Origin of the sequence: Streptomyces sp. AHA2, assembly GCF_036857595.1 — a bacterium.
Taxonomy (GTDB): domain Bacteria; phylum Actinomycetota; class Actinomycetes; order Streptomycetales; family Streptomycetaceae; genus Streptomyces.
Genome location: NZ_JAUQWJ010000003.1, coordinates 586,153 through 609,814 on the forward strand (window position 1 = coordinate 586,153; position 23,662 = coordinate 609,814).

20 protein-coding genes are annotated in these 23,662 nt (G+C 73.1%); 11 read left to right on the top strand and 9 right to left on the bottom strand.

Annotation, left to right across the window (positions count from 1 at the left end):
- Positions 1 to 47 precede the first annotated feature (47 nt).
- Positions 48 to 926, top strand: a complete 879-nt coding sequence (locus Q5694_RS10055) for an NUDIX hydrolase (protein WP_333932202.1) — start codon at positions 48 to 50, stop codon at positions 924 to 926.
- Positions 923 to 1,765, top strand: a complete 843-nt coding sequence (locus Q5694_RS10060) for an MBL fold metallo-hydrolase (protein ID WP_333932203.1) — start codon at positions 923 to 925, stop codon at positions 1,763 to 1,765. Before Q5694_RS10055 ends, Q5694_RS10060 begins: the two co-directional genes overlap by 4 nt.
- Here Q5694_RS10060 and Q5694_RS10065 read toward each other — a convergent pair.
- On the bottom strand, positions 1,762 to 2,583 hold the full coding sequence (locus Q5694_RS10065) for a nucleotidyltransferase (protein ID WP_333932205.1): 822 nt from the start codon (positions 2,581 to 2,583) through the stop codon (positions 1,762 to 1,764). The two genes, Q5694_RS10060 and Q5694_RS10065, sit on opposite strands and share 4 nt — an antisense overlap.
- A 121-nt stretch (positions 2,584 to 2,704) precedes the next feature.
- Entirely contained in the window at positions 2,705 to 3,379 is a 675-nt protein-coding gene (locus Q5694_RS10070; protein ID WP_010031945.1) for a Crp/Fnr family transcriptional regulator, read from the bottom strand.
- A gap of 734 nt (positions 3,380 to 4,113) precedes the next feature.
- Here Q5694_RS10070 and nth point away from each other — a divergent pair.
- The 3 genes from nth (at position 4,114) to Q5694_RS10085 (ending at position 7,199) form a co-directional block, all read left to right on the top strand.
- Entirely contained in the window at positions 4,114 to 5,145 is a 1,032-nt protein-coding gene (gene nth, locus Q5694_RS10075; RefSeq protein WP_333932324.1) for an endonuclease III, read from the top strand.
- A gap of 145 nt (positions 5,146 to 5,290) precedes the next feature.
- Positions 5,291 to 5,986 (top strand): NUDIX hydrolase, encoded by a 696-nt coding sequence (locus Q5694_RS10080; RefSeq protein WP_333932210.1) that lies wholly within the window; start codon positions 5,291 to 5,293, stop codon positions 5,984 to 5,986.
- A 13-nt stretch (positions 5,987 to 5,999) separates the two neighbouring features.
- Positions 6,000 to 7,199: a MarP family serine protease gene (locus Q5694_RS10085; RefSeq protein WP_333932211.1), complete on the top strand. Its 1,200-nt coding sequence runs from the start codon at positions 6,000 to 6,002 to the stop codon at positions 7,197 to 7,199.
- Positions 7,200 to 7,249: 50 nt separating this feature from the next.
- Here Q5694_RS10085 and Q5694_RS10090 read toward each other — a convergent pair whose 3' ends face one another.
- The 6 genes from Q5694_RS10090 to Q5694_RS10115 form a co-directional block, all read right to left on the bottom strand.
- Positions 7,250 to 7,432 carry a hypothetical protein gene (locus Q5694_RS10090; protein WP_333932212.1) on the bottom strand — a complete coding sequence of 61 codons (183 nt, stop codon included), beginning with the start codon at positions 7,430 to 7,432 and terminating at the stop codon, positions 7,250 to 7,252.
- A 128-nt stretch (positions 7,433 to 7,560) separates the two neighbouring features.
- Positions 7,561 to 8,499: an alpha/beta fold hydrolase gene (locus tag Q5694_RS10095; protein ID WP_333932213.1), complete on the bottom strand. Its 939-nt coding sequence runs from the start codon at positions 8,497 to 8,499 to the stop codon at positions 7,561 to 7,563.
- Positions 8,496 to 8,984 (bottom strand): phage holin family protein, encoded by a 489-nt coding sequence (locus Q5694_RS10100; protein ID WP_333932214.1) that lies wholly within the window; start codon positions 8,982 to 8,984, stop codon positions 8,496 to 8,498. Before Q5694_RS10100 ends, Q5694_RS10095 begins: the two co-directional genes overlap by 4 nt.
- A gap of 119 nt (positions 8,985 to 9,103) precedes the next feature.
- Positions 9,104 to 10,540, bottom strand: coding sequence for a Na+/H+ antiporter NhaA (nhaA, locus tag Q5694_RS10105; RefSeq protein ID WP_333932215.1), 1,437 nt, complete (start codon positions 10,538 to 10,540; stop codon positions 9,104 to 9,106).
- 198 nt (positions 10,541 to 10,738) lie between these two features.
- Positions 10,739 to 12,694 (bottom strand): acetate--CoA ligase, encoded by a 1,956-nt coding sequence (gene acs / locus Q5694_RS10110; protein WP_333932216.1) that lies wholly within the window; start codon positions 12,692 to 12,694, stop codon positions 10,739 to 10,741.
- Positions 12,695 to 13,016: 322 nt separating this feature from the next.
- A complete protein-coding gene (locus tag Q5694_RS10115) occupies positions 13,017 to 15,401 on the bottom strand; it encodes a bifunctional SulP family inorganic anion transporter/carbonic anhydrase (RefSeq protein WP_333932217.1) in 2,385 nt (794 codons plus the stop codon).
- Positions 15,402 to 15,693: 292 nt separating this feature from the next.
- Here Q5694_RS10115 and Q5694_RS10120 point away from each other — a divergent pair, with 292 nt between their 5' ends.
- Both Q5694_RS10120 and Q5694_RS10125 read left to right on the top strand, forming a co-directional pair.
- Positions 15,694 to 16,959, top strand: a complete 1,266-nt coding sequence (locus Q5694_RS10120) for a hypothetical protein (protein ID WP_333932218.1) — start codon at positions 15,694 to 15,696, stop codon at positions 16,957 to 16,959.
- Between the two features lie 67 nt (positions 16,960 to 17,026).
- Positions 17,027 to 17,848, top strand: a complete 822-nt coding sequence (locus Q5694_RS10125) for an oxidoreductase (protein ID WP_333932219.1) — start codon at positions 17,027 to 17,029, stop codon at positions 17,846 to 17,848.
- A 330-nt stretch (positions 17,849 to 18,178) separates the two neighbouring features.
- Here Q5694_RS10125 and Q5694_RS10130 read toward each other — a convergent pair whose 3' ends face one another.
- Positions 18,179 to 19,012: an HAD family hydrolase gene (locus tag Q5694_RS10130; protein WP_333932220.1), complete on the bottom strand. Its 834-nt coding sequence runs from the start codon at positions 19,010 to 19,012 to the stop codon at positions 18,179 to 18,181.
- 572 nt (positions 19,013 to 19,584) lie between these two features.
- Between Q5694_RS10130 and ssd the strand changes: the two genes are divergently transcribed.
- Genes ssd through Q5694_RS10150 form a run of 4 tightly spaced genes read left to right on the top strand, consistent with a single transcriptional unit; the run spans position 19,585 to position 23,606 of the window.
- Entirely contained in the window at positions 19,585 to 20,694 is a 1,110-nt protein-coding gene (gene ssd, locus Q5694_RS10135; RefSeq protein ID WP_333932221.1) for a septum site-determining protein Ssd, read from the top strand.
- A complete protein-coding gene (locus Q5694_RS10140) occupies positions 20,691 to 21,911 on the top strand; it encodes a TadA family conjugal transfer-associated ATPase (RefSeq protein ID WP_333932222.1) in 1,221 nt (406 codons plus the stop codon). The genes ssd and Q5694_RS10140 overlap by 4 nt, the downstream gene beginning before the upstream one ends.
- Before the next feature lie 31 nt (positions 21,912 to 21,942).
- Positions 21,943 to 22,815, top strand: coding sequence for a type II secretion system F family protein (locus Q5694_RS10145; RefSeq protein WP_333932223.1), 873 nt, complete (start codon positions 21,943 to 21,945; stop codon positions 22,813 to 22,815).
- Entirely contained in the window at positions 22,812 to 23,606 is a 795-nt protein-coding gene (locus tag Q5694_RS10150) for a type II secretion system F family protein (protein ID WP_333932224.1), read from the top strand. Before Q5694_RS10145 ends, Q5694_RS10150 begins: the two co-directional genes overlap by 4 nt.
- Positions 23,607 to 23,662 lie beyond the last annotated feature (56 nt).

The window sequence follows — 23,662 nt, forward strand, 5'->3', positions numbered from 1 at the left end:
CCCGGGGCCGCTCGAACATCCGCCCGTCACGGGATAGCCTCGCGCCCATGGCGAACGGTCAGTGGTACCCCGCGGAGTGGCCGGACCGCATCCGCGCGCTCGCGGCGGGGACCCTCACTCCGGTGGCTCCCAAACGCGCGGCCACCGTCATGCTCCTGAAGGACACGGGCGGCGGCCCCGCCGTCCACATGTTGCGCCGACGCGCCTCCATGGCCTTCGCCGGGGGCGCGTACGCGTATCCGGGCGGTGGTGTCGATCCGCGCGACGACGACCACCACGTCCGCTGGGCGGGTCCCACGCGCGCGTGGTGGGCCCGGCGGCTCGGCGTCGGCGAGGCGGAGGCCCAGGCGATCGTCTGCGCGGCCGTCCGGGAGACGTACGAGGAGGCGGGCGTGCTGCTCGCCGGTACGGCGCCCGACTCCGTCGTCGGCGACACCACCGGCGCCGGCTGGGAGGCCGACCGGGCCGCCCTGGTCGCCCGGGAGCTGTCCTTCGCGGAGTTCCTCGACCGCCGCGGCCTCGTGCTGCGCTCCGACCTGCTCGGTGCCTGGACGCGCTGGATCACCCCCGAGTTCGAGTCCCGGCGCTACGACACCTGGTTCTTCGTGGCCGCGCTCCCCGAGGGGCAGCGCACCCGCAACGCCTCCACGGAGGCCGACCGCACCGTGTGGATCACCCCGGGCGACGCGGCGGCCCGCTACGACAGGGGCGAGCTGCTGATGATGCCGCCGACGATCGCCACCTTGCGCCAGCTGACGGCGTACGGCACGGCCGCTGAGGCGCTCGCGGCGGCGCCGGAGCGCGACCTCACGCCCGTGCTGGCCACCGCGCGCCTGGTGGACGGGGAGATCGTGCTCTCCTGGCCGGGCCACGACGAGTTCACCAAGCACGTCCCGGCGTCCACGACCGGCGGGGCCGGCGCATGACCGACGCCGCAGCCCTCCCCGGCCAGCCGCGCGGTCAGGTCCTGTCCGGGCCCGCCACCGCGCGGGCCGTCAACGTGCTGGCACCCAACGCGTCGGCGATGACCCTGGACGGCACCAACACCTGGATCCTGTCCGAGCCCGACTCGGACCTCGCCGTCGTGGTCGATCCGGGACCGCTGGACGACGGCCACCTGCGCCGGATCGTCGCCACGGCCGAGCAGGCGGGCAAGCGCGTCGCCCTCACCCTGCTGACACACGGACATCCGGACCACGCGGAGGGCGCGGCCCGCTTCGCGGAACTGACCGGCACCGGCGTGCGTGCCCTCGACCCGGCCCTGCGGCTGGGCGACGAGGGACTGTCCGCCGGGGACGTGATCACCACCGGCGGTCTCGAACTGCGGGTCGTGCCGACCCCCGGCCACACCGCCGACTCCCTGTCCTTCCACATCCCGGCGGACCGGGCCGTCCTCACCGGCGACACGATCCTCGGCCGCGGCACGACGGTCGTCGCCCACCCGGACGGCCGCCTGGGCGACTACCTGGACTCCCTGCGCCGCCTGAGGTCCCTCACCGTCGACGACGGCGTCCACACGGTGCTGCCGGGCCACGGCCCCGTCCTGGAGGACGCCCAGGGCGCCGTCGAGTACTACCTCGCCCACCGCGCCACGCGCCTGGCCCAGGTGGAGACGGCCGTGGAGAACGGCCACCGCACCCCGTCCGAGGTGGTCGCCCACGTCTACGCGGACGTGGACCGCTCCCTGTGGCCGGCGGCGGAACTGTCCGTCCGCGCCCAGCTCGACTACCTGGAGGACCACGGCCTCATCCCGCGCCTCGGCTAGGAGGCCGGAGGAGCTTTCACGCCGTGCACGCGCGCGTACTCGGCGGCGAGCCACGGCCCCAGGTCGTCGACGTACGACGCGAGCACGGCGGCGTCACCGACCGGATCACGGCCCAGGGCGGCGGCGGCCCGCATCTGATCGCCGCGCTCCGGGTAGTACCGGGCGAACGCCTCCGCCATCTCGCGCAGCTCACCGGTCCAGCCTCCCCAGCGGGGCATCACCAGGGTGAAGCCCGTCCGGACGAGGTGCCGGGACATGTACCGGACCAGCGGGCGCACGGCCGCCTCCCCGCCGTCCGCCGCGGCGATCCGCGGTCGCCGGCGGTCGAGGTGCACGGCCAGATCGCCGTTGGTCCCACGGGCCAGGTGTGCGTCGGGCCGGTAGCGCGGCAGAAGCGGCCCGAGGTCCTCGCCCAGCAGCGGCGTACACAGGCAGGCGACGAACCACCCCAGGTCGTAGCGCTCCGGGGCGCTCAGCAGCCGCTCACGACTGAACAGCAGCGCCCGGCACCCGTCGATCTGCCCGAACTCCCCGTCCAGCGCCGCCCCGAGCGCGTCGGCATCCGCCCGGTCCGCCCCCGTCGGCTCCGCGCGCAGCGCGAGCAGCAGGTCGAGGTCGCTGCGGCCCGGGCGCGGGGTGCCGCGCGGAAGGGAACCGTAGAGGTACGCGCTGTGCAGCCGCGCCCCGAAGACGTCCACCAGCCGCGTCCCCGCTGCGGCGACGACCGGACGGAAAACCGCGGGCACGCGTGCGAGGGAGCCCTCCCGGGTGAGGAACCCCTGGTCGTCGAGGCCGGGGCGGCGGGCGGCGGCGGTCATGGCGTCACCGAGGGGCGTCGGGCGCCGCCTCGCCGTGGTCGTCGCGGCACGGTGCCGGGCCCTGTCCCGTGCAGGACAGGGCCCGATGACGTACTGCGGGGCGGGCGGGCGGGCGGACGGATCAGCGCGAGCGCTTGGCGAGGCGTTCGACGTCCAGGAGGATCACCGCGCGGGCCTCCAGACGCAGCCAGCCGCGCTGCGCGAAGTCCGCCAGGGCCTTGTTGACCGTCTCGCGGGACGCGCCGACCAGCTGGGCCAGCTCCTCCTGCGTGAGGTCGTGAACGACGTGGATGCCCTCCTCGGACTGCACGCCGAACCGGCGCGACAGGTCCAGCAGGGCGCGGGCGACGCGGCCGGGGACGTCCGAGAAGACGAGGTCGGACATGGCGTCGTTGGTCTTGCGGAGCCGGCGCGCGACGGCCCGCAGCAGCGCCGTGGCCACCTCGGGGCGGGCGTTCAGCCAGGGCTGGAGGTCGCCGTGGCCCAGGCCCAGCAGCTTCACCTCGGTCAGCGCCGTGGCGGTCGCCGTGCGAGGGCCCGGGTCGAACAGCGACAGCTCGCCGATCAGCTCGCCGGGGCCGACCACGGCCAGCATGTTCTCCCGGCCGTCGGGCGACGTGCGGTGCAGCTTGACCTTGCCCTCCGTGACCACGTACAGGCGGTCACCGGGGTCGCCCTCGTGGAACAGCGAGTCCCCGCGGGCGAGGGTCACCTCACTCATGGAGGCGCGGAGCTCCGCGGCCTGCTCGTCATCGAGCGCCGCGAAGAGCGGATTGCGCCGCAGAACGTCGTCCACGAGTTCTCTCCCTTTCGACCTGCTCAGGGGATCTTGCTCCCCTGCGTACCAGGGGACCGTGGTGCCCATTTTGCCGGACGGTCCAAACAGTGTGATCTGTCACAAGGATGCCGCACACGTGTCCCGGGGTACGCGGCAGGGGTCCAATTGGGCGCCGGTCTTCAGGGGCCGGGGCGGATGAGGGTGCCACGGCTTAGGCTGGCCGGGTGTCCGAATCGCCGGTGAGAGCACAGGCCGAGGGGGCTGCGCGGGTGGTTGTACGTCGCGATTCCGCTGTGGGCGAACGGAGCCCCGATGGCGGTAGGAAAACGGCGAAAGCGACAGAGGAGGCGGCGGTGAGGAAGACGGCGGCCCCGGAGGAGACGACGCCCCCGGCGAGGGGAGCGGCGCCCGCGAAGAAGGCGACGGGAGCGGCGAGGAAGACGTCGGCGTCGAAGAAGACGACGGCGGCCGAGGAGACTTCGGCGACGAGGGGGACATCGGCGGCGAAGAAGGCATCCGCCACCAAGAAGGCCACCGCCGCGAAGGGGACCGCCGCCGTCGCCGAGAAGGCACCCGCCGCGACGAAGGCGCCGGCCGCGAAGAGGAGCGCCGCCGCCACCAAGAAGGCCACCGCCGCGAAGGGGACCGCCGCCGCCACCAAGAAGGCACCCGCCGTGAAGGGGACCGCCGCCGCCACCAAGAAGGCACCCGCCGTGAAGGGGACCGCCGCCGCCACCAAGAAGGCCACCGCCGTGAAGGGGACCGCCGCCGCCACCAAGAAGGCACCCGCCGCGACGAAGGCGCCGGCCGCGAAGAGGAGCGCCGCCGTCGCCGAGAAGGCCCCGGTAGCCAGAAAGTCTCCGGCCGCGAAGAAGACCGCCGCCGCCGCGAAGAAAACCGCCGTCGTGAAGAAGGCTCCGGCTGCCAAGAAGGTCGCCGTCGTGCCCAAGAAGGCCACCGCCCGTCTGAAGGACGCCGCTCCGGCCAAGGCCGTCGTGCACCCGCCGGGCGACGAGTCGCGCACGGCCCTGGTCCGCCGCGCGCGCCGTATCGACCGCGAGCTGGCCGAGGTCTATCCGTACGCGCACCCCGAGCTGGACTTCGACAACCCCTTCCAACTCGTCGTCGCCACGGTCCTGTCGGCGCAGACCACCGACCTGCGCGTCAACCAGACGACCCCCGCGCTGTTCGCCAGGTACCCCACCCCGGAGGACCTGGCCGCCGCCAACCCCGAAGAGGTCGAGGAGATCCTGCGCCCCACCGGCTTCTTCCGGGCCAAGACCAAGTCGGTCATAGGGCTGTCGAAGGCCCTGGTGGAGGAGTTCGGCGGGGAGGTGCCCGGCCGGCTGGAGGACCTGGTCAAGCTGCCCGGTGTCGGCCGCAAGACGGCGTTCGTCGTGCTCGGCAACGCCTTCGGACGGCCCGGCATCACCGTCGACACGCACTTCCAGCGTCTGGTGCGCCGATGGCAGTGGACCGCCGAGACGGACCCGGACAAGATCGAGGCCGCCGTCGGCGCGCTGTTCCCCAAGAGCGACTGGACGGATCTGTCGCACCACGTGATCTGGCACGGCCGCCGCATCTGCCACGCCCGCAAGCCCGCGTGCGGCGCCTGCCCGATCGCGCCGCTGTGCCCGGCGTACGGGGAGGGCGAGACCGACCCGGAGAAGGCGAAGAAGCTCCTGAAGTACGAGAAGGGCGGCTTCCCGGGCCAGCGGCTGCGGCCCCCGCAGGCCTACCTGGACGCGGGCGGCAAACCGGCGCCGCCGCTGGGGGCCGGATGATCCGCGCCCGCCGTCGGGCCGCAGGGGCGTGCCCGCTCCGCACGTGCGCCGCTCCCCGCCCCTCCACGATCGGTGGAACGGGGCCCTTCGTGGAACGATCCGCCGGGTGCCGGGCGTTGGAAGCGGCAGGACTACGGGGGTGGCGATGACGCGGGCGAGTGAGACGCGGGGCGGGCCGGTGACGGTGAGCAAGGAGGGCCTGCCCGGCTGGCTGGACCCGGTGGTGCACGCGGTCGAGACGGTCCGGCCGCAGCAGCTGAGCCGCTTCCTGCCGCCCGAGGACGGAGCGGGTCGCCAGTCCGCCGTGCTGGTCCTGTTCGGGGAGGGCGAGCGCGGCCCCGAGCTGCTGCTGATGGAGCGGGCCAGCTCCCTGCGCTCGCACGCGGGCCAGCCGTCCTTCCCGGGCGGCGCGCTCGACCCGGAGGACGGGGACCCGGCCGGTGACGGACCGCTGCGGGCCGCTCTGCGCGAGGCCGAGGAGGAGACCGGGCTCGACCCCTCCGGCGTGCAGGTGTTCGGCGCCCTGCCCCGGCTGTACATCCCGGTCAGCGGCTTCGTCGTCACGCCCGTGCTGGGCTGGTGGCGGGTGCCGAGCCCGGTCGGGGTGGTCGATCCGAACGAGACCGCCCGGGTCTTCACCGTCCCCGTGGTGGATCTCACGGATCCGGCGAACCGGGCCACCGCCGTCCACCCCAGCGGTCACCGAGGTCCGGCATTCATGGTCGAATCGGCTCTCGTGTGGGGCTTCACGGCCGGGATCATCGACCGGCTGATGCACTTCGCGGGCTGGGAGCGGCCCTGGGACCGGGAGAAGCAGGTCCCGCTCGACTGGCGCGCATGACAGGGTGGCCTCCGTGAACGTGCTGGACATCTTGTTGCTGGTCGCCGCCGTGTGGTTCGCGGTCGTGGGGTACCGCCAGGGCTTCGTCGTCGGCATCCTGTCGGTGATCGGCTTCCTGGGCGGTGGTCTCGTCGCGGTGTACGTGCTGCCCGTCATCTGGGACGCCGTCACGGACAACGCGGAGGTGAGCACCACCGCCGCCGTCGTCGCGGTCGTCGTGGTCATCGTCTGCGCCTCCGTCGGGCAGGCCCTGACCACCCACCTGGGCAACAAGCTGCGAAGGCACATCACCTGGTCACCGGCCCGGGCGCTGGACGCCACGGGCGGCGCCCTGGTCAACGTCGTGGCGATGCTGCTGGTCGCCTGGCTGATCGGCTCGGCCCTCGCGGGCACCACCCTGCCCACGCTCGGCAAGGAGGTCCGCAGCTCCAAGGTGCTGCTGGGCGTCTCGCAGGCGCTGCCCGACCAGGCCGCCACCTGGTTCGCCGACTTCTCCTCCGTCCTCGCGCAGAACGGCTTCCCGCAGGTCTTCAGCCCGTTCTCGAACGAGCCGATCACCGACGTCCGGCCGCCCGACCCGGCGCTGGCCGGCAGCTCGGTCGCCACCCGCGCCCAGCGTTCCATCGTCAAGGTGATGGGCACCGCCCCCGGCTGCGGCAAGGTCCTGGAAGGCACCGGCTTCGTCTTCGCCGACCGCCGGGTCATGACCAACGCGCACGTGGTGGGCGGCGTCGACGAGCCGACCGTGCAGATAGGCGGCGAGGGCAGGAAGTACGACGCCGAGGTCGTGCTCTACGACTGGCGGCGCGACATCGCCGTCCTCGACGTGCCGGACCTCGACGCGCCCGCGCTGCGGTTCACCGAGAAGGACGCGACCAGCGGCGACAGCGCCATCGTCGCGGGCTTCCCGGAGAACGGGGCGTACGACGTGCGGGCCGCGCGCGTGCGCGGACGCATCACGGCCAACGGCCCGGACATCTACCACCGCGGCACGGTCCGCCGCGACGTCTACTCCCTCTACGCGACCGTCCGCCAGGGCAACTCCGGCGGCCCGCTGCTCACCCCCGACGGCAAGGTCTACGGCGTGATCTTCGCCAAGAGCCTCGACGACGCCGAGACGGGGTACGCGCTCACCGTGGACGAGATCCGCGAGGACATCACCAAGGGGCGCAGCGCCAACCAGCAGGTGGACAGCGACAGCTGCGCGCTCTAGAGGGGGCCCAGCGGAGGCACGGCCGCGTTGTCACTCACACGAGTGACAACTCAGTCACGTGGGTGACGCAGACGCACGGAGACCCAGCGGGCCCGGCGACGGAGGATGCGCGGGATTCCCACCCGGGGATCGGCGGTCACCATCTGCGGTGCGCCGCTTCGCCGGTAGGGGTTCGTACCGCTCGCCGAGCGGCGACTGCGGGTTGCGTCACTGTAGTCGTGCGTCCAGCCCATACCCGGACGTGTGCCCCCACCCCATGGTCCATAACCGCGCCGGCGGCGGCCAATTGGCTTATGCGCCGGGCAAGTGGCCGTCCGTCGGACACGTGTTCAGACCGGGCGTGCCGGACGGGGTCCCGCGGTCACCGGTCGGGTTCGGGATCCCGCAGCCAGTTGATGAGTTCCGCGGAGAAGGCGACCGGGTCCTCCTCGTGCGGGAAGTGACCGAGGCCGTCGAACAGGCGCCAGCGGTACGGGGCTTCGACGTACTCCCCGGAGCCGGCCGCGCTGCGCGTGCGCATCACCGGGTCGAGCGAGCCGTGCAGATGCAGCGTCGGCACCCGCACGGGCCGCTTCATCCGGCGGTTGAACTGGATGCCGTCCGGCCGGGCCAGGGACCGCACCATCCAGCGGTACGGCTCGACCGCGCAGTGGGCCGCGGAGGGGATGCACATGGCGCGGCGGTAGTTCTCCAGGGCCTCGTCCTCGGGCGGACGCGGCCCCGACCAGTCGCGGATCAGGTCCGCCACGAGCGCCCCGTCGTCGGCGGTGAGCTGCCGCTCGGGAATCCAGGGCCGCTGGAACCCCCAGATGTGTGAACCCGCACGCGTCTGCTTGACGTCGCGCAGCATGGCCGCGCGCCAGCGCCGCGGATGCGGCATCGACGCGACCGCCAGCCGCCGCACCAGCTTGGGACGCATCGCGGCGGCCGTCCAGGCGAGGTAGCCGCCCAGGTCGTGCCCGACCAGCGCGGCGTCCGGCTCGCCGAGGGAGCGGATGACGCCGGTGACGTCGAGCGCGAGGTTGGCCGGGTCGTAGCCGCGCGGTGTGCGGTCGCTGCCCCCGACGCCCCGCAGGTCCATGGCCACGGCCCGGAACCCCGCGTCGGCGAGCGCCACCAGCTGGTGCCGCCAGGTCCACCAGAACTGCGGGAACCCGTGCAGCAGCAGCACCAGCGGCCCGTCGCCCAGCTCGGCGATGTGGAAGCGTGCGCCGTTGGCGGCGACGTCGCGATGGCTCCAGGGGCCGTCCAGGAGGACGGCCGAGGCCGAGGGTGCCGGGGGCGGGGCGGGGTCCGTCATGACGACGAGCGTGCCACAGCCTCGATGACCTCGGGGACCCGGTCCTGCGGGAGCTCGGGGCGCGGGTGCGGCTTGGCCTTCTGCAGGACGACCGCGCTCTTCTTCATCGACGCGGCGACCTTCTGCGGGCCCTTGCTCTTCTTGGCCTTCTTCGCGAAGACCACGCCGATCAGCGCCAGCCCGCCCGCGATCAGCACGTTCGCGGCGAAGGACAGCAGGAAGCAGACGGCGAGGTTCCAGTCCGACCAGGTCCGGATGCCGTACGCCAGCGCGAAGTTCAGCATCGGCAGGGAGAACACCAGGACGGCGCCGGCCAGCGAGAAGGCGCCCCCGCTGGTCGCGCCGCGCTTGACGTCCTGCTTGAGCTGCGCCTTCGCCAGCGCGATCTCGTCGTGCACCAGCGCCGACATTTCCGCCGTCGCCGAGGCGAACAGCTGGCCGATGCTGCGTTCGGCGCCGACCGGGCTGCCGTCGGGTGCGCTCATCGCGGTCTCCCTCTTTCGCGTACGGTCCGATTTCCGCTACGTCCTCCGGTCCGCACACGGTCGTCCCGTGCGTCCGGCCCGACTGCGTACGGTCCCGTCTTTTGTACCGTCTCGTCAGATCATGCCGGACGGTGGTGGTCCTCGCCTGCCCCGCCCGGCACTTCGGCAAGCCCGTGGCGCGCCGCCGCCTTCTCCCGGGCGATCCGGCGGTGTTCGGCGGCCTTGCGCTCGTAGAGGTCGGCGAGCCGCAGGTGGTACGCCGGGTCGTCCTCCTCGTAGACGTCCGGGATGCCGTCGGCGTCCTCGTCCCGCTCCTCGTCCTCCCACAGGCGGCGGTACTTGGCGTTGCGCAGCTTCAGCAGCACGGTCGCGAGTGTCGCGGCGACGAGCGAGCCGATCAGGACCGCCGCCTTGACCTCGCCGGTCATCGCCTCGTCGCCCTCGAAGGCGAGTTCACCGATGAGCAGCGACACGGTGAAGCCGATCCCGGCCAGGCTCGACACCGCGAACACGTCCGCCCAGGCGAGGTCGTCGCTGAGCGAGGCCCGGGTGAAACGGGCCGTCAGCCAGGTGCCGACGAAGATGCCGAGGGTCTTGCCGACCACCAGGCCGAGGACGACGCCGAGCGTCTCCGGCTGGGTGAACACCTCCGCGAGCGCACCGCCCGAGACGGAGACGCCCGCGCTGAACAACGCGAACAGCGGAACGGCGAGCCCCGCCGACAGGGGCCGCACGAGGTGCTCGATGCGCTCGCCGGGGGAGACCTTCTCGCCCTCGCGGCGGTGGCAGCGCAGCATCAGGCCCATGGCGACACCGGCGATGGTGGCGTGCACGCCGCTGTTGTACATCAGCGCCCAGATCACCAGCGCGAGCGGCACGTACACGTACCAGCCGCGCACCCCGGTGCGCAGCAGCAGCCAGAAGACGACCAGTCCGGCGACGGCACCGCCGAGCGCGGCGAAGTTCAGGCTGCCGGTGAAGAACACCGCGATGATCAGGATCGCGAAGAGGTCGTCGACCACGGCCAGCGTGAGCAGGAAGGCGCGCAGGGCGCTCGGCAGGGACGTGCCGATGACCGCCAGCACGGCGAGGGCGAAGGCGATGTCCGTGGCGGTCGGCACCGCCCAGCCAGCGAGCGAACCGCCGCCGCCGGCGCTGGTGACGGTGTACACCAGCGCGGGTACGGCCATGCCGCACAGCGCGGCGACGACCGGGAGGGCGGCCGCCTTGGGGTCGCGCAGATCGCCCGCGACGAGTTCGCGCTTGAGTTCGATGCCGGCGACGAAGAAGAAGACCGCGAGCAGCCCGTCGGCGGCCCAGTGCGCGACCGAGAGGTCGAGCCCGAGGGCCGCGGGACCGAGGTGGAAGTGGGAGACGCTCTCGTAGCTGTCGTGCAGACCGGGGATGTTCGCCCACAGCAGCGCGGCGACCGCGGCGACGAGCAGCAGCACGCCCCCCACGGTCTCGGTGCGCAGCGCGTCCGCCACGTAGGTCCGCTCGGGCAGGGACAGCCGGCTGAGGACCTTGCGGGTGGTGGTGGGGCGGGGCGCAGTCACGGGGAGGACCTCCGGGAAGTGGGCAGGACGGAGCACATGCCGACCAGACTTCCCGGCGCACCATGGAGCACTTGTTTTTCTTAGTTTAGCTAAGGGAGTGGCCGCCCGCATCCCCTGATCTGCGGCGGAGGCGCGCGGAGGGCACCCGGCGTACCGCTCCCCGGGTGCCCTCCGCGGCTCGTGCCATGCCTGTGCCGGTCAGTCCTCGCTGGGCGCGGCCGGCAGCTTGGCCTGGATGAGGTCCATGACCGTGGAGTCCGTCAGCGTGGTGACGTCACCCAGCTGGCGGTTCTCGGCGACGTCCCGCAGCAGCCGGCGCATGATCTTGCCGGAGCGGGTCTTGGGCAGCTCGGCCACCGGCAGGATCCGCTTGGGCTTGGCGATCGGGCCGAGGGTGTTGCCGACGTGCGTGCGCAGCTCGGCGACCAGGTCCTCGGTCTCGGCGGCCGTACCGCGCAGGATCACGAACGCGACGATCGCCTGCCCGGTCGTCTCGTCCGCCGCGCCGACCACGGCCGCCTCGGCGACCGAGGGATGCGAGACCAGCGCGGACTCTACCTCGGTGGTGGAGATGTTGTGCCCGGAGACGAGCATGACGTCGTCGACCCGGCCCAGCAGCCAGATGTCGCCGTCGTCGTCCTTCTTGGCGCCGTCACCGGCGAAGTACTTGCCCTCGAAGCGCGACCAGTAGGTGTCGATGAACCGCTGGTCGTCGCCCCAGATGGTGCGCAGCATCGACGGCCACGGCTCGGTGAGCACCAGGTAGCCGCCTCCGCCGTTCGGCACCTCGTTCGCCTCGTCGTCGACGACCGTCGCGGAGATGCCGGGCAGCGGCGTCTGCGCCGAACCGGGCTTGGCGGCGGTCACACCCGGCAGCGGCGTGATCATCATCGAGCCGGTCTCGGTCTGCCACCAGGTGTCGACGACCGGGGTGCGGTCGCCGCCGATGTTCTTGCGGTACCAGACCCACGCCTCGGGGTTGATCGGCTCGCCCACCGAGCCGAGCACGCGCAGGCTGGACAGGTCGAACTTGGCGGGGATGTCGTCGCCCCACTTCATGAACGTGCGGATCGCGGTGGGCGCGGTGTAGAGGATCGTCACGCCGTACTTCTGGACGATCTCCCAGAAGCGGCCCTGGTGCGGGGTGTCGGGCGTGCCCTCGTACATGACCTGCGTCGCGCCGTTGGCCAGCGGGCCGTAGACGATGTACGAGTGGCCGGTGACCCAGCCGACGTCGGCGGTGCACCAGTAGACGTCGGTCTCCGGCTTGAGGTCGAAGACGGCGTGGTGGGTGTAGGCGGTCTGGGTGAGGTAGCCGCCGGAGGTGTGCAGGATGCCCTTCGGCTTCCCCGTGGTGCCCGAGGTGTAGAGGATGAACAGCGGGTGCTCCGCGTCGAACGCCTGCGGGGTGTGCTCGGCGCTCTGCCGGGCCACGAGGTCGTGCCACCACACGTCGCGGCCCTCGGTGAAGGCGACCTCCTGGCCCGTGCGGCGCACGACCAGGACGTGCTCGACGTTGCCCGCCTTCTCGACGGCCTCGTCCACGGCCGGCTTGAGGGCGGACGGCTTGCCGCGCCGGTAGCCACCGTCGGCGGTGATGACCACGCGCGCGTCGGCGTCCTGGATGCGGGTGGCCAGCGCGTCGGAGGAGAAGCCGCCGAACACGACCGAGTGGGCGGCGCCGATGCGGGCGCAGGCCAGCATGGCGATCGCCGTCTCGGGGATCATCGGCATGTAGACCGCGACCCGGTCCCCGGCCCGGACGCCCAGCTCCAGCAGCGCGTTGGCCGCCTTGGAGACCTCGTCCTTCAGCTCGGCGTAGGTGAGGGCGCGGCTGTCGCCGGGCTCACCCTCGAAGTGGATGGCGACCCGGTCGCCGTGCCCGGCCTCGACGTGCCGGTCGACGCAGTTGTAGGCGACGTTGAGCTCGCCGTCCTTGAACCACTTGGCGAACGGGGGGTTCGACCAGTCGAGGATCTCGGTGAACTCCTTGGCCCAGGTCAGCCGGCGGGCCTGCTCGGCCCAGAAGCCGAGCCTGTCAGCCTTGGCCTGTTCGTACGCCTCCGCGGTGACGTTGGCGTTCGCGGCCAGGTCGGCGGGGGGCGAGAAGCGTCGCTCCTCCTTCAAGAGGTTGGCCAGGCTTTCATTGCTCACGGCATCTGCCTTTCCCAGGGTGTCCGTTGTGTCCCAAGCCACAGCTCATCAGACCCGAGGGTGCGCTGACAAGGGCCGACCGCCGATTGGTTTAGACCTGTCAGCGGTGCTGTCGGCGGTGCTGCCGGGGACCGGGGTCACCCGTACCCACGGACGCCGACCAGGGAAAGTTCACACGGGTGCCGGGTGCCGGGTGCCGGGTGCCGGGTGCCGGGCGAGGGTGGGGGAGTGGGCGGACGGGCGAGAGGCCGGGGAGCGGGCCGGGGTGAGGCCATGCACGCCACGCGGCCTCACCCCGGCCCGGCTCACTCCGTCCTCCGGCTCATACCGTCACGTCCGCCTCCCGTACGCGGTCGAAGACACCGCCGGCCTCCGTCTCGGTGAGCAGGTACGCCTCCGCCTCGCCCACGTGGAAGTACATGCCCTGCAGCTCCAGCGCCCCCTTCTCCAGGGCGCGGGCCACCGACTCGTGGGCGCGCAGGTGCTCCAGCTGCTGGACGACGTTGGTCAGGCACAGTTGCTCGACCGCGTCCTCGGGCATCCGGCCGGCCAGCCTGCTCCAGGGCCGGCTGCCGTCACCCATCCGTTCCAGGCTCGGCATGCCGTGCCGCAGCCACCGCTGGAGCGGGGTCCGCCCACCGCCGGGCTCGGTGTCGAGCAGAGCCTGCATGGCACCGCACCCCGAGTGCCCGCACACGGTGATGGAGCGCACGCCCAGGACGTCCACGGCGTACTCGATCGCCGCGGCCACCGAGTCGTCGCCGCTCTCCTCGCCCGGGCGGGGCACGAGGTTGCCCACGTTGCGCACGACGAACAGGTCACCGGGACCACTGGAGGTGATCATCGACGTGACCAGCCGGGAGTCGGCGCAGGTCAGGAAGAGCTGCGACGGCCGCTGCCCCTCGCGCGCCAGCCGGGCCAGCTCGCTGCGCACCAGGGGCGCGGTGTTGCGCTGGAACGCGCTGATGCCGCGCGCCAGTTCGTGCCCGCTGCCCCCGCCGGTCCCGGCCGTGTCCGACGGCTCGGGCCCGGAGCCGTCCGTCCTCCCCGCCGCGTCCCCCTCGCGCCCGGAGCCGGCCGGCTGGGGCCGGTCGCACTGGTGGTTGCGCCAGGGCGTCCAAGGGCGGCAGCGGCAACCGCTGAAATCCTGGGGCTCGGAGATGCGGATACCGGGATGGCGGCCGGTGATCTCCACGGTGCCGCCCTGCGAGGTGTGCGTCTTCTGCCAGTCCTGCAGGGTCTCGTACGCCGCGTGGTCCATGAACGACCCGTCCAGCTCGACGACGGCGTCGGCGCCGTGCGGCACGAGGTGCAGGGCCCGGCTGAGCCGCGGCACCGCGAGGAACGTCAACTGCCCTCTGACGTGGACGTGATGGACTCCTTCCCTCTCCTCGTGCGTGATGCGGGTGCGGGTGAGGCGGTGCAGGGCGACACCGACGGCCATGGCGATCCCCAGGGCCACGCCCTGAAGAACCCCGAGGCACACCACGCCCAGGGTCGTCACGGCGTAGACCCACACCTCGCGGTGGCGAGTCACCGTGCGGATGTGGTTCAGGGACACCATCTGGATGCCGACGGCCATCACCAAGGCCGCAAGCGAGGCGAGCGGGATGAACTCCAGGATCGGGACCAGCAGCAGCGCGGCGAACACGACGAGAACGCCGTGCAGCATCGTGGAGTTCCGGCTCACCGCTCCCGCGTGCACATTCGCCGTACTGCGCACCGCGACACCGGCGATGGGCAGTCCGCCCAGCGAGCCGGAGACGATGTTGGCGGCTCCCTGCCCGAGCAGTTCGCGGTCGAGGTCGGAGCGTCCGACCCGGGCGGGCAGGCCCGGACGGGCGGCCACCAGCTTGTCCACGGCGACCGCGCCGAGCAGCGACTGCACGCTGCACACCAGCGTCGTCGTGAGCACCGCGGCGGCGAGGCCCAGCACGGGGCCCTCGGGGAGCCCGGCCAGCGCGTGGTTGCTCCAGGAGGGCAGGTCGACCTCGGGCAGGCGCAGGCCCGCCAGCACGGCGACCGCGGTGGCACCGGCGACGGCGACCAGTGCGGCCGGGACCTTGCGCAGCACCTGGCCGGCCCGGCCCGGCAGTCTCGGCCAGAGCAGCAGCAGGGTCAGCGTCAGCACGCTCACCGACACCGACGCCGGGCGCACGTCCGCCAACTGGGCGGGCAGCGCACGCAGGTTGTCGGGTACGGAGCTCTGCGGTGTGCCGCCGAGCACGATGTGCAGCTGGGCGACGGCGATGGTGACGCCGATCCCGGCGAGCATGCCGTGCACGATGGCGGGGCTGACGGCGAGGGCGCCCCGGGCCACGCGCAGGCAGCCCAGGCCGAGTTGGGCGAGCCCGGCGAGGACGGTGATGGCGCAGGTCGTCCGCCAGCCGTAGCGCTGGATGAGGTCGGCGGTGACGACGGTGAGACCGGCGGCCGGTCCGCTCACCTGGAGGGCGGAGCCGCCGAACCGTCCGGCGACGAGCCCGCCCACCGCGGCGGCCACGAGGCCGGCCTGCAGGGGCGCGCCGGTGGCGAGGGCGATGCCGAGGGACAAGGGCAGGGCGATCAGGAAGACCGCGATCGCGGCCGACACGTCGGCTCCCGCGATCCGGAAGCGGCGGGGGCCGGTGGGCGGCGGACTGTGGGGCGGATGGGTGCGCTCGGTCTCGTTCGGGTCGGCGGCACGTGTGGGGACGCAGGCTGACATGGGTTCCCGTCTCCTCCGGGGCTGCGCGGTCGCATGACTGTGGTCCCCGCTCGGGCGGGGTCGGTCGCGGCCGTGGGTCACGGCGTAAATCGGCGGGATGAATCAACGCTCGGTAAACGGATCGTAATGCAGAGTAAAGGGGGAGCATAGACTTTCCGGGCAAATGGGTGAATGCATCATCCAGAAGGGTGATGTGGATATCTGATCGGCTTGTCGTACTAATTCCTTCTCCGGGTCGTGCGAATTTGGCGGCGCTGTCGGCACCCGAGAGAAGGAAGAAGGTGGACGGAACATGGCCGCCACCCACAGGATCGCCGCGTGCTCCGTGATCGCCGCGGTCTGCGCCGCATCGCTCGCCGGTTGCGGGACCGGCGCCCCCCGGAAAAGCAACCCCGAACCGTCCAAGGCGAAGCCCGCCCAGGCGCCGAAGAGCATGGTCCGCCTGATCGGGGACGGCTCCACCGCCTACACCGGCGCCCAGCCCCACCTGCCCACCCCGGAGCGGCTGCGTCCGGGCCAGAAACCCCCGCAGTTCGTCGTCTTCTCCTGGGACGGCGCCGGCGAGGACAGCCAGAAGCTGTTCTCGCACTTCCGCAAGGTCGCCAAGGAGAACAAGGCGACCATGACGTACTTCCTCAGCGGCGTGTACATGCTGCCGGAGGAGAAGCGTGACCGGTACCGGCCGCCCCAGCACTCTCCGGGCCGCTCCGACATCGGCTTCAACGACCGCCGCGGCATCGCCGCCACCGCGAAGCAGCTGCGCCTGGCGTGGCTGGAGGGCAACGAGATCGGCACCCACTTCAACGGGCACTTCTGCGGCAGCGGCGGGGGCGTCGGCGAGTGGTCGGTGGAGGAGTGGAAGGACGAGATCTCCCAGGCCAAGCAGTTCGTGAAGACCTGGAAGACCAACACCGGCATGAAGGACGCCGCGCCGCTGCCCTTCGACTACGACAAGGAGCTGATCGGCGCCCGCACGCCCTGCCTGGAGGGCCAGCGCAACTTCATGCGGGCCGCCCGCGACCTGGGCTTCCGCTACGACACCAGCGGCGTCAACGACCAGGTCTGGCCCAAGCGGAAACAGGGCCTGTGGGACCTGTCCATGCAGCTCGTGCCGTTCCCCGGCCACTCCTTCGAGCAGCTCACCATGGACTACAACTTCATGGTCAACCAGTCGGGCACCAAGACCCAGGGCAACCCCGCCATGCACGACTTCTGGGGTGACCAGATGCGCGACGGCCTCCTCGCGGGCTTCCAGAGGGCGTACGACGGCAACCGCGCGCCCCTGATCATCGGCAACCACTTCGAGTCCTGGAACGGCGGCACCTACATGCGGGCCGTCGAGGAGGTCATCGAGACCGTCTGCACCAAGGAGGAGGTGCGCTGCGTCTCGTTCCGCCAGCTCGTGGACTGGCTGGACGCGCAGGACCCGAAGACGCTGGAGAAGCTGCGCACCCTGCAGGTGGGCGAGGCGCCCAAGGGCGGCTGGGAGGCCTTCCTCTCCGGCCGTCCGGCCCCCGCCCCGAAGGGCGTACCGGGCGCCCCGGCGGCCAGGGGCTAGTCCACGCGCGCGTGAAGAAGGCCACTCCGCCTCGGGGCGGGGCCGCGGGATGCGTAGGGTCGTACTCATGAGTACAGCAGGTGCGACCGATCCGCTCGCGGCCCTGGGCGCGTTGCCCGGCGTGGCCGATTCCGTGGAGTCCGTACGCAAGGCCGTGGACCGGGTCTACGGGCACCGGATCATGCGGCGGCGCAGCAACGAGATCACCTCCGAGGCGGCCCTGCGCGGTGCCCGCGGCTCGGCCGCGCTGTCGGGCGCGGACTGGGCCCTGGAGGAGGTGCGCCGCCGCACGGACTTCAGCGGGGACGCCGAGGCGCGCACCGTGGGCGCCGCGCTGCGGCTCACCGCGGAGGCGGGTCAGCTGCTGTCGATCTGGCGTCAGTCACCGCTGCGCGTCCTGGCCCGGCTGCACCTCGTGGCGGCCGCCGGCCAGGCCGAGCAGGTAGGGCGTCCCCGCCAGGAGGGCGAGCCGGTCGACGAACCCCTCGTCGGCCTGCCCCTGCCCGGCGCCGCCGAGACGCACGGCCGGCTGGAGGGACTCGCCGAGCTGATCGTCGCGGGAGGCTCCGCGCCCGCCCTGGTCACGGCCGCCGTCGTGCACGGCGAACTCCTCGCGCTGCGCCCCTTCACCTCGCACAACGGGCTGGTCGCGCGCACCGCCGAGCGGATCGTCCTGGTCGGCAGCGGCCTGGACCCGAAGTCGGTGTGCCCGGCCGAGGTCGGCCACGCGGAACTGGGCCGCGCCGCCTGTCTCAAGGCGCTCGACGGCTACGTCTCGGGGACTCCCGAGGGGATGGCCGCGTGGATCGCCCACTGCGGCAGGGCGGTCGAGCTGGGCGCCAGGGAGTCGACGGCGGTGTGCGAGGCGCTGCAGCGCGGAGCGGCGTGACACCGGGAGACAGGAATGCGGCGGTGCGAGCAATCGCACCGCCGCTGGCACGACCACCGGGTTACCAAGCGTCCTCGATATGTGCCCATCAGGCCGGGGACTTCGCCCGTCACCTGGTGCGGCTGGCCCGTAATCGACGGGTCGACGTCGCGTGGGTGCCCGGTGTTCATGCGCGGTCCGTGGGGCCGAATGCGTAATGAAGGGAATCCTCGCGGATGTCCTTGGTCTCGCGGGCCGTTGAGTCCTTTGTACTCCTGACCCGGTGGTAGCGGAAGCTTGGACCGCAGTTCTTTACTTTCGGGTTCGAGCAGGACGTCCGTGCGGCGCGGATCAGGCGACCGGCGCCCGGCGGCGGCTGGCGTACCAGACGAGTCCCGCGGTGGCCGCCGCCGCCCCTATCGCGGCGATCGCGACGAGCGCCGGACGCGGTGGCACCGAGAAGGCGGGCATGCGCTGCTTGAGCCGGACCGGACGGTGGAAGTCCAGGACGGGCCAGCCCCGCGCGAGGGCCTCGCGGCGCAACGCCCGGTCCGGGTTCACGGCGTAGGGGTGGCCGACGGACTCCAGCATCGGCACATCGGTGGCCGAGTCGCTGTAGGCGTAGCAGCGGCTGAGGTCGTACCCCTCGGACTCGGCCAGCTCCCTGACGGCCTCGGCCTTCGTGGGGCCGTACGCGTAGTACTCCACCTCGCCGGTGAAGCAGCCGTCCTCGCCGACGACCATGCGGGTGGCCACCACCCGGTCCGCGCCGAGGAGTTCACCGATCGGCTCGACCACCTCCGCGCCCGACGTGGACACGATCACCACGTCCCGGCCGGCGGTGTGGTGCTCCTCGATGAGGGAGGCGGCCTCGTCGTAGATGATCGGGTCGATCAGGTCGTGCAGGGTCTCGGCGACGATCTCCTTGACCTGCTGGACGTTCCAGCCGCGGCACAGGGCGGACAGGTAGGCGCGCATGCGCTCCATCTGCTCGTGGTCGGCGCCGCCGGCCAGGAAGACGAACTGGGAGTATGCGGTCCGCAAGACGGCCCTGCGGTTGATCAGACCGCCTTGGTAGAACGACTTGCTGAAGGTGAGCGTGCTCGACTTCGCAATGACCGTCTTGTCCAGGTCAAAGAAGGCCGCTGTGCGGGGCAAGGAGTGGTTTTCCACGCCCTTGAGCATAGGGGCAGCCCATTCGGCGTAAGGTGGGGCGCGTGGGTTTGCCTGAGAGGGCTCTCGGGTACACCATGGAAGTCACGGATCGTTCGCGACCGTGCTAACCCGGCCCGACTCCTCCCCCCCCGAGTCGGCCGTGGGGACGACCCCCGCTCTCCCCCCCGGCGGGGGTCGTCGCATGTCCGGGTGGGTTTTTCCCTCTTCTCGCGGCCTTGGCGCCGCTTCGCAGCGGCTGCGGCCGCTCCTTCGGCATGCCCGAAAGATGTGACGCAGCGTAGCCGTCGGACTGCTCTGTGAATCTCGCACAGAGGCCCTGCAGGGCTCACCGGTATGGGTGACGGCGATATTCACAACTGCGGGAGCGTCCACAGTTTTCCATCAAGATCCACACGATTTCCGGGATCGCTGCACCGTGATTCCAGCGCGTCCCGCTCGCCGCGAGTTCCTTGACGGTTCGGCGATTGCGGGGAGGCGTTTGGCCGGTTTCCGTCGGCCGTTCTGAGGAGGCCGCCTCGCCGGATCTCCCCAGGTTTGGGAATCGCGGGGCCGCCGGGGCCGCCGCGAGCAGCAGAAGGGGGATGGAGACCGTGGCCGGAACCGTCACACACGATCCGCCGCCCGCCGCGGGGCGGCAGGGCGGACCGTTGATCGTCACCGAGGACACCGACCTCCTCGACGACCTGTTGCGCCTGTGCGCCGCGGCAGGCGCCACACCCGAGGTGCACCACGGAGTACCCGAGCACAGAGGCCGCTGGGAGGCCGCACCGCTCGTCCTGGTCGGCGACGACGCCGCGCGGCGGGTGCGCGGCGCCGCCCGCAGAAAGGGTGTCGTCCTCGTCGGACGGGACCAGGACGACTCGGGGGTGTGGCGGCGGGCCGTCGAGATCGGTGCCGAGCACGTCCTGATGCTGCCCGACGGCGAGCAATGGCTGGTCGACCGGATCGCCGACGTGGCCGAGGGCGTCGGCCGGCCGGCCCTCACCGTGGGGGTCATCGGCGGCCGCGGAGGAGCCGGAGCGTCCACGCTCGCCTGCGCCCTGGCCGTCACCTCCGCGCGGGAGGGGTTGCGCACCCTGCTGGTGGACGCCGATCCGCTGGGCGGCGGACTCGACGTCCTGCTCGGCGGGGAGACGGCCGAGGGGCTGCGCTGGCCGGCCTTCGCCTCCTCACGGGGGCGCGTCGGCGGGGGCGCCCTGGAGGAGTCACTGCCCGAGCTGCACTCGCTGCGCGTGCTCAGCTGGGACCGGGGCGACCGGATCGCCGTCCCGCCCCAGGCGGTGCGCGCCGTGCTGGCAGCGGCCCGTCGCCGGGGTGGCACGGTGGTGGTCGACCTGCCGCGCCGGATCGACGACGGTGTCGCCGAGGTGCTCGGCCAGCTCGACGTGGGCGTGCTCGTGGTGCCCGCCGAGCTGCGGGCCGTGGCGGCCGCCGGCCGGGTGGCGTCGGCGGTCGGCATGGTCCTGCGGGACCTGCGGGTGGCGGTCCGCGGCCCGTACGCGCCCGGGCTCGACGACCGGGAGGTGGCCCGGCTGCTCGGACTGCCCCTGGTTGGCGAGGTGCCGGTCGAGCCGGGGCTGCTGCGACCGGACGGAGGCGCGGCACCCCCGGGGGCGGCCCCGCGCGGACCCCTCGCCCGGTTCTGCCGGGGGTTCTGGGAGCGGGCGCTCGTCGAGGCGGGTGCGGCATGAGCACACTGGCCGGACGCGAAGGCGCCGAACTGCTCGAGGGCGTGCGGCGGTGGCTGGCCGACAGCGGCGCCGAGCCGACCCCCGCACGCGTGGCGCAGGGCCTGCGGGAACAGGGCCGGGTGCTCGGTGACGCGGAAGTCCTCGCAGCGGCGGCGCGACTGCGGTCCGAACTGGTCGGCAGCGGGCCGCTGGAGCCGCTGCTCGCCGACCCGGCGGTGACCGACGTGCTGGTCTCGGCTCCGGACCGGGTCTGGGTGGACCGGGGCGGCGGGCTGGAGCTGACACAGGTGCGGTTCGCGGACGCCGCGGCCGTGCGGAGGCTGGCCCAGCGGCTGGCCGCCGTGGCGGGCCGCCGGCTGGACGACGCCCGTCCGTGGGCCGACGCCCGGCTGCCCGACGGCACCCGGCTGCACGCCGTACTGCCACCGGTGGCCGTCGACTGCGCCTGCCTGTCGCTGCGGGTGGTCCGGCCACGGGCCTTCACCCTGGGGGAACTCGCCGCGGCGGGCACGGTGCCGCCCGGCGGGGACCGGGTGCTGCGCGCGCTGCTCGACGCCCGGCTGTCGTTCCTGGTCAGCGGCGGCACGGGCAGCGGGAAGACGACGCTGCTCAGCGCGTTGCTCGGCCTGGTCGGAGCGGAGGAGCGGATCGTCCTCGCCGAGGACTCGGCGGAGCTGCGGCCGGACCACCCCCACGTGGTGCGGCTGGAGACCCGCCCCGCCAACCAGGAGGGCGCCGGCCTGGTCACGCTCGAGGACCTGGTGCGCCAAGCGCTGAGGATGCGGCCCGACCGGCTGGTGGTGGGCGAGGTGCGCGGGCCCGAGGTGGTGCATCTGCTCGCGGCGTTGAACACGGGGCACGAGGGCGGCTGCGGCACGGTCCATGCGAACGCCGCCGCCGACGTCCCCGCCCGCCTCGAGGCCCTCGGCACGGCCGCGGGCCTGGACCGGGCCGCTCTGCACAGCCAGGTGGCGGCCGCGCTCTCGGTGGTGCTGCACCTGGCGCGCGACCGGGCCGGGCGGCGGCGCATCGCCGAGGTGCACGTGCTGGAGCGCGAACCGACGGGGCTGGTGCGGACCGTGTCGGCGCTGCGGTGGGGAGCGGAGGCGTTCGTGCCGGAGCGCGGGTGGGAGCGGCTGCGGGAGTTGCTCCGGGGTGGATGCCGGGCTCCGGAGGACCGGCCGGCGACAGGACCGGCAGGGAGCCAGGGGTCGTGAAGGGAGCGACGGGGTGCTGGGGATGACGGGGATGACCGGGATGACGGGGATGTTCATGGGAGCGGCCCTGGCCTGTGTGGGCGTGGCGGTGTGGCTGCTGGTCGAGCGGGACTCGGCGGCGCGGCGCGCCCGGCTGCTGCTCGCGGGCGGTGGAGCCGTCGGTGGTGATCCGCCCGGGTGGCGGGCGAAGGCCGATGCGCTGACGCGGGTGCGCGGCCGGTGGCGGACCGAGTGGTGGGCACCGGCGGCCGGTGTGGTGGTCGCGGTGCTCGGGGCGTCGGTGCTTCCGGTCCTCCTCGGCGCGGCGGGGGTGCCGTTGCTGCGGAGGGTCCGGTCGGCCGGTCAGGTGCGACGGGCCCGGGAGCGCCGTGCCGACGAGGTAATCGCGTTGTGCTCGGCACTCGCGGGGGAGGTGCGGGCCGGACGCCAGCCGGGTGAGGCGCTGCTGCGGGGCGCCCGGGAGTGCGGCGGGCTCGCCGAGGCCCAGGCCACGGTGCTGGCGGCGGCTCGGTTCGGCGGTGACGTGCCGGAGGCGCTCGCGACGGCGGCAGGGCAACCGGGAGCCGAAGGACTGCGGGGACTCGCCGCGTGCTGGCGGGTGGCGGTGGACCAGGGCGCGGGTCTCGCGGCCGGTCTCGACCGGCTGGCGGCCGCCCTGAGGGCCGAGCGTGATCAACGGTCGGAGCTGAGTGCCCAGTTGGCGGGTGCCCGGGCGACGGCGGTGATGCTCGCCGGGCTTCCCGCCCTGGGGCTGCTCATCGGCACCGCCCTCGGCGCGGACCCCCTTCACGTTCTGCTGCACACCCCGGCCGGCCTTGGCTGCCTGGTGGTCGGCGGGGCCCTGGAAGGCCTGGGGCTGTGGTGGGTGTCGCGGATCGTGCGGGGCGCGGAGGCGGTGGCATGAGCGCAGAGGTTGTCCACAGGCTGGGGGTGGTCATGGGGATGGCGCTCGCCCTCGGATGGTGGGGCCGATGGCTGGCCGAGACGAGGCGCCGCCGGACGGTACGGCGGCGGCTGGCACGGCTGCGGGTCCGGGAGGAGGCCGCCGCCCCCCTCCCACGCATCGATCCGCGAGAGGTGGTGCGCGTCTGGTCGGCTCCCGTGGGCCTGGCGTGCGCCGGATGGGCGCTGACCGGTGGTCCGGCCGGAGTGGCGGTGGGACTCGCCGGTGCGGTGGGGGCGTGGCGGTGGCGGCTGCACCAGGAGGCGAAGGCCGGGGCCGGCCGGGACGCCCCCGTCCTGGCCGAGGCGGAGCGGCAGCTGCCTCTGGCCGCCGACCTGCTGGCCGCCTGCATCGCCGCGGGCGCGGGCCCGGTCGTCGCGGCCCGGGCCGTCGGGCAGGCGCTGGGCGGCCCGGTGGGCGACGCCCTGGCCCGGGGTGCGGCCGAGGTACGGCTGGGTGGAGAACCGTGCGCTGCCTGGCGGGGGTTGGCCGCCCTGCCCGGCGCCACGGGGCTGGCCCGGCTGCTCGAGCGGGCCGGTGTGTCGGGCGTGCCCGCCGCCGCCCCGGTCGCGCGGCTCGCCGCCGAGGCCCGCGCCGACTGGGGCCGGGCCGCGACGGCCAGGGCCCGCCGGGCGGGCGTGATGGTCAGCGCACCGGTCGGCCTGTGCTTCCTGCCGGCGTTCATCGCGGTCGGGGTGCTGCCCGTGGTGATCGGCCTCGCGGGCGGAGTGCTCGGAGGGGGTGGTGGCTGACGCGGACACGGGCCGGAGCACGTGAGTGAAGCGAGCGGGACAAGCGACGAGCAGTG

What these genes read in the sequence shown, in the direction of transcription:
- Q5694_RS10055 (WP_333932202.1), top strand. Translation starts at nt 48, where the DNA reads ATGGCGAACGGTCAGTGGTACCCCGCGGAGTGGCCGGACCGCATCCGC.
- Q5694_RS10060 (WP_333932203.1), top strand. Translation starts at nt 923, where the DNA reads ATGACCGACGCCGCAGCCCTCCCCGGCCAGCCGCGCGGTCAGGTCCTG.
- Q5694_RS10065 (WP_333932205.1), bottom strand. Translation starts at nt 2,583, where the DNA reads ATGACCGCCGCCGCCCGCCGCCCCGGCCTCGACGACCAGGGGTTCCTC.
- Q5694_RS10080 (WP_333932210.1), top strand. Translation starts at nt 5,291, where the DNA reads ATGACGCGGGCGAGTGAGACGCGGGGCGGGCCGGTGACGGTGAGCAAG.
- Q5694_RS10090 (WP_333932212.1), bottom strand. Translation starts at nt 7,432, where the DNA reads ATGGGCTGGACGCACGACTACAGTGACGCAACCCGCAGTCGCCGCTCG.
- Q5694_RS10095 (WP_333932213.1), bottom strand. Translation starts at nt 8,499, where the DNA reads ATGACGGACCCCGCCCCGCCCCCGGCACCCTCGGCCTCGGCCGTCCTC.
- Q5694_RS10100 (WP_333932214.1), bottom strand. Translation starts at nt 8,984, where the DNA reads ATGAGCGCACCCGACGGCAGCCCGGTCGGCGCCGAACGCAGCATCGGC.
- Q5694_RS10115 (WP_333932217.1), bottom strand. Translation starts at nt 15,401, where the DNA reads ATGTCAGCCTGCGTCCCCACACGTGCCGCCGACCCGAACGAGACCGAG.
- Q5694_RS10120 (WP_333932218.1), top strand. Translation starts at nt 15,694, where the DNA reads ATGGCCGCCACCCACAGGATCGCCGCGTGCTCCGTGATCGCCGCGGTC.
- Q5694_RS10125 (WP_333932219.1), top strand. Translation starts at nt 17,027, where the DNA reads ATGAGTACAGCAGGTGCGACCGATCCGCTCGCGGCCCTGGGCGCGTTG.
- Q5694_RS10130 (WP_333932220.1), bottom strand. Translation starts at nt 19,012, where the DNA reads ATGCTCAAGGGCGTGGAAAACCACTCCTTGCCCCGCACAGCGGCCTTC.
- ssd (WP_333932221.1), top strand. Translation starts at nt 19,585, where the DNA reads ATGGAGACCGTGGCCGGAACCGTCACACACGATCCGCCGCCCGCCGCG.
- Q5694_RS10140 (WP_333932222.1), top strand. Translation starts at nt 20,691, where the DNA reads ATGAGCACACTGGCCGGACGCGAAGGCGCCGAACTGCTCGAGGGCGTG.
- Q5694_RS10145 (WP_333932223.1), top strand. Translation starts at nt 21,943, where the DNA reads ATGACCGGGATGACGGGGATGTTCATGGGAGCGGCCCTGGCCTGTGTG.
- Q5694_RS10150 (WP_333932224.1), top strand. Translation starts at nt 22,812, where the DNA reads ATGAGCGCAGAGGTTGTCCACAGGCTGGGGGTGGTCATGGGGATGGCG.